Source organism: Bacillus sp. Brlt_9 (genome assembly GCF_051948935.1).
Lineage (GTDB): Bacteria > Bacillota > Bacilli > Bacillales > Bacillaceae_G > Bacillus_A.
Window position 1 is genome coordinate 319,694 of the sequence record NZ_JAYJLO010000003.1, and the last position, 13,705, is coordinate 333,398.

17 protein-coding genes are annotated in these 13,705 nt (G+C 31.8%); 9 read left to right on the forward strand and 8 right to left on the reverse strand.

Annotated elements, in window-relative coordinates; all coding sequences use genetic code 11:
- Window positions 1-72 precede the first annotated feature (72 nt).
- Entirely contained in the window at window positions 73-390 is a 318-nt protein-coding gene (locus VF726_RS13955) for a hypothetical protein (protein WP_440169042.1), read from the forward strand.
- 136 nt (window positions 391-526) lie between these two features.
- Here VF726_RS13955 and VF726_RS13960 read toward each other — a convergent pair whose 3' ends face one another.
- The 3 genes from VF726_RS13960 to VF726_RS13970 form a co-directional block, all read right to left on the reverse strand.
- A complete protein-coding gene (locus tag VF726_RS13960; protein ID WP_440169045.1) occupies window positions 527-937 on the reverse strand; it encodes a hypothetical protein in 411 nt (136 codons plus the stop codon).
- 86 nt (window positions 938-1,023) lie between these two features.
- Complete coding sequence (locus VF726_RS13965; RefSeq protein ID WP_440169047.1) at window positions 1,024-1,443, reverse strand: hypothetical protein; 420 nt, start codon at window positions 1,441-1,443, stop codon at window positions 1,024-1,026.
- A 1-nt stretch (window position 1,444) separates the two neighbouring features.
- Window positions 1,445-1,762 (reverse strand): hypothetical protein, encoded by a 318-nt coding sequence (locus VF726_RS13970; RefSeq protein WP_088361929.1) that lies wholly within the window; start codon window positions 1,760-1,762, stop codon window positions 1,445-1,447.
- Window positions 1,763-1,899: 137 nt separating this feature from the next.
- Here VF726_RS13970 and VF726_RS13975 point away from each other — a divergent pair, with 137 nt between their 5' ends.
- From VF726_RS13975 to VF726_RS13990, 4 genes are all read left to right on the forward strand, one after another.
- Complete coding sequence (locus tag VF726_RS13975) at window positions 1,900-2,865, forward strand: DHH family phosphoesterase (protein ID WP_440169050.1); 966 nt, start codon at window positions 1,900-1,902, stop codon at window positions 2,863-2,865.
- 3 nt (window positions 2,866-2,868) lie between these two features.
- Window positions 2,869-3,114 (forward strand): hypothetical protein, encoded by a 246-nt coding sequence (locus VF726_RS13980; protein ID WP_440169053.1) that lies wholly within the window; start codon window positions 2,869-2,871, stop codon window positions 3,112-3,114.
- An 836-nt stretch (window positions 3,115-3,950) separates the two neighbouring features.
- The gene (locus VF726_RS13985) at window positions 3,951-4,394 is read left to right on the forward strand and encodes a Dps family protein (protein WP_440169055.1); all 444 of its coding nucleotides are present in this window, start codon (window positions 3,951-3,953) and stop codon (window positions 4,392-4,394) included.
- Between the two features lie 152 nt (window positions 4,395-4,546).
- On the forward strand, window positions 4,547-4,870 hold the full coding sequence (locus VF726_RS13990; protein WP_440169058.1) for a hypothetical protein: 324 nt from the start codon (window positions 4,547-4,549) through the stop codon (window positions 4,868-4,870).
- A 250-nt stretch (window positions 4,871-5,120) separates the two neighbouring features.
- Here the strand turns inward: VF726_RS13990 and VF726_RS13995 are convergent, their stop codons facing one another.
- Window positions 5,121-5,672, reverse strand: a complete 552-nt coding sequence (locus VF726_RS13995) for a metallophosphoesterase (protein ID WP_440169060.1) — start codon at window positions 5,670-5,672, stop codon at window positions 5,121-5,123.
- 135 nt (window positions 5,673-5,807) lie between these two features.
- Between VF726_RS13995 and VF726_RS14000 the strand changes: the two genes are divergently transcribed.
- Both VF726_RS14000 and VF726_RS14005 read left to right on the forward strand, forming a co-directional pair.
- On the forward strand, window positions 5,808-6,446 hold the full coding sequence (locus VF726_RS14000) for a nuclease-related domain-containing protein (RefSeq protein WP_440169063.1): 639 nt from the start codon (window positions 5,808-5,810) through the stop codon (window positions 6,444-6,446).
- Window positions 6,447-6,539: 93 nt separating this feature from the next.
- The gene (locus VF726_RS14005; RefSeq protein ID WP_440169065.1) at window positions 6,540-7,172 is read left to right on the forward strand and encodes a hypothetical protein; all 633 of its coding nucleotides are present in this window, start codon (window positions 6,540-6,542) and stop codon (window positions 7,170-7,172) included.
- Window positions 7,173-7,229: 57 nt separating this feature from the next.
- On the opposite strand, the gene VF726_RS14010 is transcribed toward VF726_RS14005, so the two are convergent.
- Both VF726_RS14010 and VF726_RS14015 read right to left on the reverse strand, forming a co-directional pair.
- Complete coding sequence (locus VF726_RS14010; RefSeq protein ID WP_440169067.1) at window positions 7,230-8,837, reverse strand: DNA cytosine methyltransferase; 1,608 nt, start codon at window positions 8,835-8,837, stop codon at window positions 7,230-7,232.
- A 117-nt stretch (window positions 8,838-8,954) separates the two neighbouring features.
- On the reverse strand, window positions 8,955-9,554 hold the full coding sequence (locus VF726_RS14015) for a hypothetical protein (protein ID WP_440169070.1): 600 nt from the start codon (window positions 9,552-9,554) through the stop codon (window positions 8,955-8,957).
- 125 nt (window positions 9,555-9,679) lie between these two features.
- Here VF726_RS14015 and VF726_RS14020 point away from each other — a divergent pair, with 125 nt between their 5' ends.
- Together VF726_RS14020 and VF726_RS14025 are read left to right on the forward strand one after the other, a co-directional pair.
- On the forward strand, window positions 9,680-9,949 hold the full coding sequence (locus VF726_RS14020) for a hypothetical protein (RefSeq protein WP_440169072.1): 270 nt from the start codon (window positions 9,680-9,682) through the stop codon (window positions 9,947-9,949).
- A gap of 121 nt (window positions 9,950-10,070) precedes the next feature.
- Window positions 10,071-10,454: a hypothetical protein gene (locus VF726_RS14025; protein WP_440169074.1), complete on the forward strand. Its 384-nt coding sequence runs from the start codon at window positions 10,071-10,073 to the stop codon at window positions 10,452-10,454.
- Between the two features lie 107 nt (window positions 10,455-10,561).
- Here the strand turns inward: VF726_RS14025 and VF726_RS14030 are convergent, their stop codons facing one another.
- Both VF726_RS14030 and VF726_RS14035 read right to left on the reverse strand, forming a co-directional pair.
- Window positions 10,562-12,220 carry an alpha-glucosidase gene (locus tag VF726_RS14030; protein ID WP_440169077.1) on the reverse strand — a complete coding sequence of 553 codons (1,659 nt, stop codon included), beginning with the start codon at window positions 12,218-12,220 and terminating at the stop codon, window positions 10,562-10,564.
- A gap of 384 nt (window positions 12,221-12,604) precedes the next feature.
- Window positions 12,605-13,702, reverse strand: a complete 1,098-nt coding sequence (locus VF726_RS14035; protein ID WP_440169079.1) for an ABC transporter ATP-binding protein — start codon at window positions 13,700-13,702, stop codon at window positions 12,605-12,607.
- Window positions 13,703-13,705: the final 3 nt, after the last annotated feature.

Here is a 13,705-nt window from a genome sequence, read left to right on the forward strand (position 1 = left end):
AATTTCCTAAAATTTTTTGCTTTTCCTTATTGAAGGAACTATAATTACGAAAATTTAGAGGGGGTGTTCAGATTGACGCAGTTTTATGAAACAATTCATTTGGTTGCGAAAACAACGTTGGAATCTATTACTGGTTATTCTCCTGATGATTTTGAAATAATAAGGGTCTCTGCGGAGTCATCTATGCTCTTCCAAGAAATACAAATTTTATTTTCCTATCGTTTAGATAAAGGCTTGTTCCGTACAGATAAGCATTTGAGGGAATTTAGATATGACTTTTCAAATAAGTGTGGAGTTATACTTCAGGTAGCGGATAAAAACGATCCTAATGCAAAAGTTCTTAAATGTTTCGGTGATGAGGGTGTATTAGCTGAAAAGGATTGGATATAGAAATAAAAAAAAGACTGCGAAGGCAGTCTTTATGTTTTTATATGTTTTTTATTATAAGAGTACTAATTTTGGTTCAAAAAACATTACTAATTATTACCTTTATAACTTTTGTTAATATCTAAAGTATGTAAATTTCTTATTGTATTGATAAAATTAACCACGTAATTGTGATAGTTAGTGCTATAACAAATAAACCGTTGAAATTTACCGTTTTTGTATGAGAAGGTTCATTTGAATATTCTTCAATATACTGGTCATCATATTCTTCTATTTGTTCTTCGGAATTACCATAATAGCAATCCATACAAATTTTTTTATGTTTCACATAATAATTTTCAGGTACATCCTTCCAACATTTTTTACAAGTTTTAAGGTCTGAATGGATATTATAGTGATTGAAATTCTTTTCTGGATACTCTATTGTTTGATTTCGCTCTTTTTCTAAACAGCCTAGGCATTTTTCAGTTGTTTGATCAAAGTAACCATCCTCGTGATATTTTTCGCATACAAAACAATAGTTTAGATCTTGATTAGAGTTATAGCTCATTTTTATCTCTCCATTTTCTTTTTTTTGATTATATTTGTAAATTTGTCTTTATGTTAAAAAACAAAAAAAGCTCATTTAAATGAGCTTTAAAAGACTTGAGTTATGAAATCGCTTTGGTTGTAATCGTACTTAAATGTTCCTGAATTTTCATTGGTATCGAAATTTATCATAATATCTGATAGCAAATTACTGAAGAATTCTTGCAATTCGTCTACTAATTTACTTTCCTGTTCTGATTCCATTTCAAACCTATCAATTAGAATGTTCTCATCAACTTCAAAAGTGAAAGAATGAGGGTTTAAATTATATATTTCTTCCCCACCTACAATAAGTATTTCCATATGCAACTTTAAGATTTCCTGAAAGTTCCTCTCATTTCTCCACTCAGAAATTTTTTCTTCTATTTCCTCAATGTTGTTGAGTTTTATTTTATTTTCATCTAATACGACCAATACATCTTGTAGATCTGTATAGTCTTTGATTTCAATATTTAAAGTAGCTTGCATATTATCGACCTCCGAACACATCTGGAATGTATAGGGCTAAAGCAATTTCTTCAGCCATTTTTCTAGCTGCTGAGATTAATTCATTTGATAAATTCGCTTTATTCATTGCGAAGCCACTCCACTTTTGATTTGTAATGTTAATATTTATGCCTAATTCATACGAACATCCATAATTTGATTCCGTTCCTATTTGGATCCCTACAATAAATTCTCCTCTATTGTTATAGGCAGTAAGGTAACTTCCTTTCTTATTCCACGTTTCTTCAAATACATTAAGTTTACCTTTGATGATTGTATTAGAGGTTTTATTTAATTCCATTGCTTTCATTCCTTATTGTTTTGTTTTATTTAATTGTAAGAGAAAACAAATGTGAGTAGTAAAAAAGAATTGTTTTTTTTCATTTTAATTTCTTAGTCAGGTACAATAAAAAAAACAATATCTACGGAGTGAATAAAATGACAGAATATAAGTTTGATGGAATTGAAATTATACATATCTCACACGATGATCTTGATGGTAGAGTACCTACAATTTTATCGAAAAAAGCTTTTGGTAAAAAGGTACACACAATTAATGCTTCGTATCATAACATTAATGAGATTATGACAAGTGTTCTAAAAGAAAATACGGATTTAAAAACAAAAATATTCATAACTGATATTTTTGTGAATGAAACAGTCTCCGAAATGCTTGAAGAGCGCATAAGAAATGGGCAAGAAATAGTGCTTATCGATCATCATAAAGGTAATCTTGCTGCGGCAGAAAAATACAAATGGATGACTGTAGTTGTTGAAGAGAATCAAAAATTAGCGGCTGCTACCCCTCTCTACTATCACTATTTAGTTCAAAATGGTTATTTAGATCGTACACCTGTACTTGACGAATTAACAGAGATGGTTCGTTTGTATGATACTTGGGATTGGTTCCGTGAAAATCACCAAAAAGCAAAATCTCTTAACGATCTATATTACATTATTGGGGCAGAGCGTTTTGATGATGATTTGATGGTGAGATTGAATGATAATAATGCAACCTCTTTTGAGTTTACTGCAATTGAAAGTGCGATTCTTGACTTAGAAAAAGAAAGAATCGCGCGTTACATCGAGAAGAAAGAAAAACAATTAATCATTTCTAAATTTGAAGAGGTGGATTTCAATTATACAATTGGGGTTCTTTATGGAGAGCAATATCATTCCGAATTGGGTAATAAAATATGTCTAAACCACCCGGAAATTGATTTCGCTGTTATCGCAGATTTGGGTGCTAAGAAATTTAGTTTCCGTGCTGTAAAACCTGAAATGAATACAATACCCGTTGCTAAACATTTTGGTGGCGGAGGTCATCCCCCTGCTTCTGGATGTCCATTAAGTGAAGAGAGCTACAATGCTTTCGTTAAAAATATTCTTTCTAAAGGAGAATAATCAATGAAGCCTACAATTGATTATTTGACGGATAAAAAGGAATATAACAAACAGTCGATTAAAATCGCTGATTTTATCTATACTAGAGTACAAGACCAAGCTATCAAAAATGGATCAGTAAGCGAAACTTGGATTCAAAAAGTTTTCAATGTAAATTATTTAACTGCTTCCTGGATAATTGGTCGTTTGTATGCTGAAAATATATGTGGTGAGTATATTCCAACCGCTCAACACAGAAAAATTTTATAAAGATAAAAACCTTGGCTTATAGCCTAGGTTTTTTATTTTGTTAATATTTAAGTAACATATTAAGGGTTCTATGTTACAAAGTTTAAATGAATCGTGATAAAGACGAACATTACACGTCTGAAAGAAAACTGTAAGATAAAGTAATTAAAGGTGAAAATTTATATTTGGAAAACACAACTAGTAATGACTAATTATAAATATCTTTTATTTTTTGTTTAAAGTTGGGGTGTTCCATATATGAAAAAAATCTTAACCTCTATGTTTAAAATCATTTTACTGATAGTGGCGTTCTTTATCTTATGTTCTTATTGTGAGAAAAAAGCTAAATTTGTTCAAATGTTACTTGGTATGAATGAGAATCCGTTTATTCATTTTTTGAACGGGTTTAGTATACATACTCTTTTAACGGATATTTTTATGAGAGTATGTGACATTGTCAGCTTTATTGTTCACACGTTTTAAATACAATTGAAGATGGTCCTCTATCTTCACCTTAAGTTTTTTGGTCTACACATTTTACATATCGACAATTCAAAATCATATATTAACAATAAAATAGCGTGAATAAGCATTTACACTATTTTATTGTTTATAGTTTTTTCTGTAGTCAACTTAGAAATTATTGTATATAATGATTAATGGTTACTTTAATAGTCTAAACAAAATATACCCGCCAGTATATTCTGTTTGTTATCGTTTTTCCTTTTAGAGACCACAATTTCGACAACAGTTGAAATTGTGGTCTTTTTTACATTAATATTTTGTCTAAAATAATTACTTGCTTCTTGTTAAATTCTGTTTATACTCAGATTGTTTTCTTAACTAGGGGTGATTGAATGACAAATAAATTACATTCATTTTTGAATCAAGAGGTTTCTAACTTTACTGTTTTATATGAGAAACTACATCACTATCATTGGTATGTGAGTGGATCAGGTTTCTTTACTTTGCACGAAAAGTTCCAAGCTGATTACGAACAAATTACTGAGTTTGTTGATGAATTAGCTGAAAGGTTACTAATGATTAATGGTACTCCTGTTTCAACTCTATCAGAGTACTTAAAACTATCGACGTTAACAGAAAATCAAAAATCGACTACAGATGCTGAATCTATGGTTAAAAATTTAGTTTCTGATTATGAGCTTATAGTTAAAGAACTAAAAGAAGGTATTTCTATTGCTGATGAATTAGAAGATCCGGTAACGGAGGATCTATTTATACATATTACAGCTGAGCTTGAAAAGAAAATTTGGATGTATAAAGCATATTTAAGTAAATAACAATATGCTTTTTGTGGGAGAAGTCTTTTGACTCCTCCCTTTTTTTATTAGAGTTGCTAGTTATGAATAAAGTAAATTTAAAATTACATAGGAACTCTTTAACTTATTTGGTATGTATTATTAAAGAGGTGATCAATCTGTATTTTGTAATTATGCTAACTAAATTAGAGAAGAATGACGTAACAAGTAGCTACAACTTTGGTTATAAGCGTGTTGTCGGAGCATTTTCAAATATAGACGAAGCACGAAATGCAGTAGTTGTTAATTCTTGTGACATTTGCGAGAAAACGTATAAATACGCTTTAATTGAGGAAGTAGAGATAGGATTATATCCGGATGTCCTTCTTCAAGAACTTTATGTTACTAATAATATGATGAAAAAAATCTTAGATAAGGAATTCTATAATGCAAATCTGACGTTCGAAAAAATGGATATACCTAAACACTTTCCTGCGTACAGTCTTGTTATTGCGTAGTAAAAATCATACGGAATATATATGATAAAAGGAACTTCGAATTATTTGAAGTTCCTTTTATCGAAAAATCGTTATTTTTTTATCGTCCCTAGTTCTTGTAAACATTCAACTATTTGAGGGTCAGTAACTGGCTCTGAAAGTAATCTCAGAACTGGATAGATCGTTGAATCTTTTTGTTCCCCAACGCGGGAATAGCAAGGTTACTCTCTTGCTATTGGATATATTATACTAATTTTTATTAAACGTGTGGTTATGCGGCTTCAAATCTTTTAATTATCTCGCTAAATAGTATGGGTTTATAATTAATACATTCTACTGACGCACAAGCATATACCTTTTTATCTAATCCATCTGTTTTATTGTGAACGTGGCCGTGAATGTTTTTGTAACCCATTTCCTTTGGTAAGTAATAATGACTTATTGCATACTGCTCATTTTCGTGTTCCACCACAACAAACTCGTGTGGGTTTTTAGTTTTCGTAAGAACTCTTTCGAATCCGATATTACCCCATTTTGTCACTGAATTAGAATAATCGTGATTGCCTCTAATCAACCACTTTCTTCCGTTCAATTGGCTTAGAATCCATTCAATTTTCTTTGTTTTTGCTAGTGCTACATCTCCGATATGTATTACAATATCATCTTTTTTTACGGTTTTATTCCACTCTTCTATCATTTTATAATCCATTTCATCAACACTATCAAATGGCCTCGAACAAAGCGAAATTATTTTTTTATGACCAAAGTGAGTATCTCCTATCACGAAGAAATCTACATCTAATTTTAGCACCTGTAATTCCACTACTGCTCACTCTCTTCTATTATTAATAATTTTTTTTGTTCATTATATTTGTATCTATTGAGAAAAACATCGTTATTTTTTTGAAACTACGAATTCATAAGTATAATGTTTTCGCTTTTCAAAGGCGGTGATATATTGGGCGCTATTATAGCAATCATATTAATAATTGGACTAATTATTCTATTAAAATTATCGAAAGCACGTAAACCTTCTGCTGCTGAAATGAAAGGGCTAGCTGGTGAAATGAAGGTAAATAAGATTTTAAAAGCACTGAAATATACCTATTTCCACGATACCTTATTAAAACAAGGGTCCGTATCAAGTCAATTTGACCACATAGTAATTTTCCCTGATAAAACAGTCGTGGTTATTGAAACGAAAAATAAAGATGGGTTTATTACTGGCACAGCTACAGATGAACGTTGGTTACAAGTAATTGGTAAAAATAACTATCAATTTTATAACCCTATCCTACAAAACCAAGGGCATATAAAAATGCTCTATAAAAAAATGGATAAACATAAATTGTATGGGTATAAAATTTTGTCACTAGTTGTTTTTACATCTGATAAATCAACTTTAAAAAATACGCCGTCAGGGGTTATCCATATCAATGAATTAGAGCGTACTCTTCGTTCACTATACAGAAAAAAACTCTTTAATCGTTCAAGAAAATTCAATAAAATGTTGTTATTGGAGGATTACTCCAGAAATAAACGTGAAGTTCAAAAACATAAAGAATTTGCAATGAGAGCTCGCTATCATAAAAAATAGTTTTTTCACTCAAAATCAATAAAAGCCATTTATAATACTTAAAAAGTATTGTAAGGCTTTTGTTTTACAATGAAAACTAAAGGAGCGAGTAATATGTATTTTGAATTTAAATTAGATAAAGAAATTTCTTTTAAGGAGTTCATTCAACAACTAGAGAAAGTAAACGTTATTAATGGCAGTGAGAATTCAGTGAAACTTGTTGAAGAAGTTAATGGTTTAGAAATTATTCACGATGTTAAGGCAGATAGAATGTCTGATGTCACTGTAGAAAATATTGAAGAGTATGATGACATTGATACTGTAAATATGGAAGTTGTTTATGAATTCTTCCTTGCTAAACCGGATGTAGTAAAGCTATCATTTGATCGCTATACTTGTTTTGGGCCGGATAATACATACGATGTTGTGATTAATGAAAATGATTCACCATACAGAAAAACTAGAGATTTCATAATTAAAAAATTTGCAGAACTAGGATGGATTTTAGTATTTGAAGGTGACATTAAGCCTATGTATCTTTGGAGAGCGACTTTCCAAGCTACAAAGTCTGATAGTGAAGAAAACTATGAACATAACGGAAAAGGGTTCGCTGTATTAGAAGATATAACTGATCCAGCTGTCAAAAACGATCCTGATTACGGATATGTTCGCACTTACAGAATTCGTTTGGAAGACGGAGTTGAAATTACCGCTTTAGAGGTTGAAGTGGAAGATTTCCCTTCCTAATGATTAATCACAAATTTATATTTAAAAACATCAGTCAAATGACCGATGTTTTTTTCTTTACTTAACAAGTTGTAATGATTCAAAGCCATTTCTAATATTGCATAGTTGTATAGCTATTTTCAATACTTTTGCTGCATTTCTGGCATAATGCACAGTAACAGCATTACATATTTGCTGTTGCATAGAGCTTTTGCTCCCTTTGAACACGAAAGTATCCGGGAGTCCGAACAGACGAGCACACTCTCGAATTGTTAATGATCTGTTTTCAGTTGGATGTGTAATATTACTTTTACGTACGTTTGTTATCGTAATAGCTGGTTCATCCCATCTTAATCTTTTATAAACAGAACTATGTGTTTTTCCAGTTAACATTCCATCAGTTTTCAACTCATCTGGAATATCACGCCAGTTACCACCTTGTGGAACGTGTTTCATACGTTCGATAGTATCCGCCTTACCTTTAGAATAATCCAATTGGTTAGGGATTGAATCGTTTAACCCTTCAAATGCTTCACCTACTGTTACATATTCCTCAGGCTGTAATATAGGCTTTGGTAATTCCAATTTTTCAATTTTCGAACCGATAAAGATTGCACGCTTTCTATGTTGTGCTGATCCCATATCTGCTGCGTTAATAATTCCTGTAGTGATATTAAATTCAGACAGTTCACTAATAATCTCATCTCTAAACTTCCCATCACCTGCGGTTAATATCTGAGGCACGTTTTCCAAAACAAAGAATTTGCAATGTTTATTCGCCTTAATAGCTTCGATAAAGTATCTAACTAAGATATTATTTGGGTTATCAAGGAAGTTAGTATATCTGTTCGAATTCGAAAATCCTTGGCACGGTGAGCCGCCAAACATAACCGGTGCGCCAATCTCATTGAATTTGCTAAAATCAAATTTTGTAATATCTTCGTTAACAATATGGTCACCAAAGTTATAACGATATGTTTCGCAAGCCTCTGGATCCTTTTCTATTGCAAGTGCAATTTCGAAGCCCTCTTCAACAAATCCCTGATCTAGAACGCCAGCTCCAGAAAAAAGCGAAATTGCTTTTAAAGGAATTTTAACATTATCAAGCGCTTCTTTAACTGAAGAATAATCGGCACCAAAATGAGATTCATTTGATTCTAGGAAATCAAAGATTGATGTTTGTACAAATGATCCTCCGACTACCTTATCTAATTGCTTTTTAGATAAAACAAATTCAAACTTCTTCTTAGCGTTTAAAACCTTAGTAAAATCAATTACCTTTGCTTTTCTATTAAGAAGGTTAGATACTACTTTTTTCGCTTTAGAGAAAATTGAGGCTTTCTCTTTTTGCACTTCTTCATTCTTTTCTTCTTTTTTATCTTCTTCGTAACCAGTTACAAGTACTTTATCCTCGAAAATTTCGACTTCTAGGTAATCAGCACCTTTAAAAGGTTTAAGGGCAGCAGTATCTCGAATATCGATTACAGGTTTTTCTCCTGACTTAATCTTTCTCTTAGATACTTTGTTACCTTCTCCATCTGTAGGTACAATTGATACTTGTTTATTCTTCTGGTCAATAATGTACTTATATGATGAACCTGGTTTAAATACTGTTTCTTGTAATTGATTATCTTGTAGGTAAATTCCTCGTGCGCTATTCTTTGCTTTTCTTTTTTTAATTAACATATCTATATGGCAACTCCTTAAAGTTCATTTTTTCATATTCTAATTACATAAAGAACTTTAGGGAGAAATAATAAAAAAACACCAGCTGATTCCTAGTGTTTTCTGTTCTTATTCATTCTATTTTTCTATGTCTTTTCTGAGTTCCATTATATTTTTTGGGTTTTCCAGATCCATTTCATTAACTAAAATAATTTGTTCAATTTTTGTTCCAGCTAAATACTCGCCGATAATATCTTCTATTAATATATATGTGATTTCTTCGTAAAACTCCAATTGTTCAATTCTATCGAATTTTATTCCTTTTATATTCAATAATATATCCCACTTGTCTGGAATATCTTCTGACTCCTCTATTTCATAAAAAATATCCTTAGTTTGAATAGAAATCCCCTCATAATTAATATTTAATTCTTGATTACTTGGCTGTCTTAAAGCTGTAAATATCCATCTATCTTTTAATTTTACTGGTGCAGCATTAACTAAATTGAATACTGTTTCAAATAATTCCTCTGCTCCATCAGCAGTTACAATTAGTTCTCTCTTTCCATCCTGAAGCTCACTAACAAATTCGAATCCTATGTATTTATTATATTTCTCTAAATACTTTACTACTTTATCAAAAATTCGATTCATATTCTCTTCGTTTATATCGTAAAACTCTTTCTCGTGATATGAGAACCAATCCCAAAAACGTTTAGGGTTTCTAGCGAAGAACATTTAATCCCCTCATTCCTGATAAGAAACACAAATATTATAAATATATTTTCTTAAAAACAAACATTTTCTTTACTTTTTATCACGCTCATTTATGCTACAAGAAAAATTAAGGAGTGTTACAAATTATGTTATTACAAGTTATCAACGCAATTAATAAAGGTGATCTTATTGGAGAATACCACGAATTGGATTTGAAGGTTCTTACTCTAAATAACGAACATATTAAGCATCCTTCTTTTGGATTGCTGGTTGCTGCTAAAGATAGATTTATTGTACATATTACAAATAACATTGATGATTTAATTGGAAAAATTCCATTAGAATATGAGAGCGAATTATACACAGTAGAATATTCATTAACTCTAATGGAAGAACAGCACCGTATATATTTCTAAGAGAACATTTTCGTTCTCTTTTTTATTTTTCCGATGTATAGAGATTTCATTTTACAATTAGATTGAATTCCATTTTATAAGTGGAAAGATATTTAAACTTTAATGACTAGGTGGTATAAGGATGTATGAATTATCGTTATTAAGAGAAAACATTTTGTTAATTAGTGAAGAAGGTACGCTTCTAACTGTTCAAGTCATTGAGAGAGTACTCAAAGAAGAATCGGTAGAAATTGAATTTGAAACGTATTATAAAGATGAAGTATTGAATGAAGAATGGTTTATTGCTAAAGAAGACGATTGGGAAATTGATGCGAGGCAGATGCTGAAAAACCATTTACAGGATTCGTTTAATGTTGATGCAGCCCCGGGATGGATCCAATCTGCTCTTGAAGCTATGGAATCCATAGACTTCAAAAAAATCCAAAGTATCATAATGGAGCAAATGAAAAAAGTGAATGGTGTTTCTAAATTTTATATTAAAGGCGAAAAAGTTAACATAAAGTAATGCGATGCAATGCAATTTAAAACAATGCTTTGCATTGCAAAATAATGCAAGGCTTAGCATTGTTAATAAATTTCATTTCTGAGGTCTATTTCATTTGAAATGGACCTTTATTCGTTGTGTTGAATCCCTTTATACACTCTTGCTTCGAAAGGTTGTAGCGAGGCCTCTTCAACCTCTGTATAGTTAGATAAAATTACATCGGCTGGATTATGGAAAGCAAAATTAAATTCAACTTTATTAGGCGTCATATTTACAACAACCCAATAAACTTCATTCCTCCAACTGCGCTTATACATAAAGATTTGTTGGTTATCTCTTAGTTCAATATTGAAGTCTCCATATATTAACCCTTCATTAGCTTTTCTAATTTCAATCATTTTTTTATAGTAATGATAGATTGAATTCTTGTCATTTTTTTGACTTTCTACATTTAGCCATTCATAATTTGGATTCACACCAAACCAAGTTTTATCTGCTCTAGAAAACCCACCATTTTTTTGGTTTCCCCATTGCATAGGAGTTCTTGAATTATCTCTTCCTTTTTTCCAAATGATTTGCATTATCTCATCTTTATCTTTGCCTTTTTCAATTTCAATTTTATAAAAGTTTTTCATACCTACATCATCATAATCTTCTATATTATCGAATTGAACATTTGTCATTCCTATTTCTTGGCCTTGATAGATAAATGGTGTTCCTTGCATAAAGAAATACATTGTGCCTAATGCTTTTGCAGACTGTTCCCAGAACACCTCATCATCGCCCCAGCTAGATACACTTCGCGGTTGGTCGTGATTTTCTATAAACAGTGCATTCCACCCGTTATTGTGCAAACCTTTCTGCCACTTTTCCATTGTATGTTTTAAACCGATAACATCTACACCGTCCGTATCTTCTTTGTCCCATAGGCCTAAATGTTCAAATTGAAAAATCATATTGAACTTTCCGTTCTCTTCTCCTACCCATTGGTCTGCATCTTCGATTGTAACGCCGTTCGCTTCACCGACAGTCATTATATCGTATTTTGAGAAGGTTTCATTTTTCAATTCTTCTAAGTACGTTTGAATTCCCGGTCTATTCATATGTCCTTCAAAAGATGGTACGTATTCTAATTGATTTGGATTAGGTAAATTAGGAAGCCCTGGAGTTTTCTTAATATGCGATATTGCATCTACTCTAAAACCATCTATACCTTTCTCTAACCACCAATTAATCATTTGGTATATCTCTTTTCTAACATCAGGATTTTCCCAGTTAAGATCAGGTTGTTTTGTTGAGAAAATATGCATAAAATATTGTTCTGTTTCTTCATCCCGCTTCCAAGCTGAACCGTTAAAAATTGATTCCCAATTGTTAGGCTCTTTTCCGTTTACACCATCTCTCCATATATACCAATCGCGTTTAGGATTATCCTTAGAGCTACGTGATTCAATGAACCAAGGATGTTCGTCTGAAGTATGATTAATAACTAAGTCTAATATCAGTTTCATATCTCGTTTATGTACTTCTTCTAAAAGTTGATCAAAGTCACCCATTGTTCCAAACTCTGACATTGTTTCTTGATAATCGCTGATATCATACCCATTGTCATCGTTTGGTGATTTATACATTGGGCAAACCCAAATAACATCAATTCCTAATTCTTTTAAGTAATCTAATTTTGAAATTATCCCCTGAATGTCCCCTATTCCATCGTTATTCGAGTCCATAAAACTTCTAGGATAAATTTGATATGCTACGGCTTCTTTCCACCAAGTTTTTTGCATTTAATAATCCCTCCCTTGTTATAAAAATTAATAGAAAAGAAAGCGTTTCCTTAATATTTTCAATAAATTATTTAGGCAATTTTTATATTCAAGGATGCTTTTTTCGTTTACATATAACTGTTATAACCCGTTATCCCCGTAGGCAAACACACTTATCCCCTATGTATTTTGTCTTAATCTCTAGGTAATTTTCCTTACCCCCTAGGTAATTCGTCTTATCCCTTAAGTAATTTCCCTTACCCCCTAGGTAATTCGTCTTATCCTCTAAGTAATTTCCCTTACCCCCTAGGTAATTTGTCTTACCCTCTAAGTAATTTCCCTTACCCCCTAGGTAATTTGTCTTACCCTCAAAGGTTCAAAAAAAAAGAGCAATTAAGCTCTTTTTTACTGAATTCGTTCTTCTGATTCCTTATCGAAGAAATGTACTTTATTCATATCGAATGCTAATTTAATAGATTGACCAATTTTCACATCACTGCGTGAATCTATCCTAGCAACTAAACTATGATTATTTAAATTTGCATAAAGAATAGTTTCTGCTCCTAGTAATTCGAAGTTATCTATAGTGATGTTTACTATGCTTTCTTTGTATGAATCGAGAACAATCTGCTCGTCGTGAAGATCTTCCGGACGTATACCTAAAATAACATCTTTGTTGTTGTATCCTTTTTCCTTTAATAGTTTCCATTTGCCTTCTGTGACTTTAATTTTTTGGTCACCTGTTATGAAATATCCATCCTTCAGTTTACCTTGGACAGAATTCATAGCTGGAGAACCAATAAATTCACCTACAAATACGTTATTCGGATAATCATAAATTTCTTTTGGTGAACCTACTTGTTGGATTACGCCATCTTTTAGGACAACTATTCTATCAGCCATTGTCATAGCTTCTGTCTGATCGTGAGTAACGTAGATTGTTGTAGCGCCTAGATTTCTGTGTAACTTACTAATCTCTGCACGCATTTGCACGCGAAGTTTTGCATCTAGGTTAGATAATGGTTCATCCATTAAGAATACTTTAGCGTTACGTACAATCGCTCTACCTAAAGCAACACGTTGACGTTGACCGCCTGACATTGCTTTCGGTTTTCTATCTAAATAAGGCTCTAACCCTAAAATTTTTGCTGCATCCATTACCCTTTTATGTATTTCTTCTTTAGGGTGTTTACGAAGCTTTAAGCCAAAGGCCATATTTTCATAAACAGTCATATGGGGATACAAAGCATAGTTTTGGAATACCATTGCGATATCTCTATCTTTTGGTGCTACATTGTTCATTTTCTTTCCATCTATAATGAAATCTCCTTCAGAGATATCTTCTAACCCTGCAATCATTCGAAGTGTCGTAGATTTACCACACCCACTTGGTCCTACAAATACTACGAATTCTCCATCTTTAATATGAAGATTAAAATCTCTTACGGTTTTAACGTTACCACTATATATTTTTGCGATGTTTTGAAGTTTGATTTCAGCCATTGT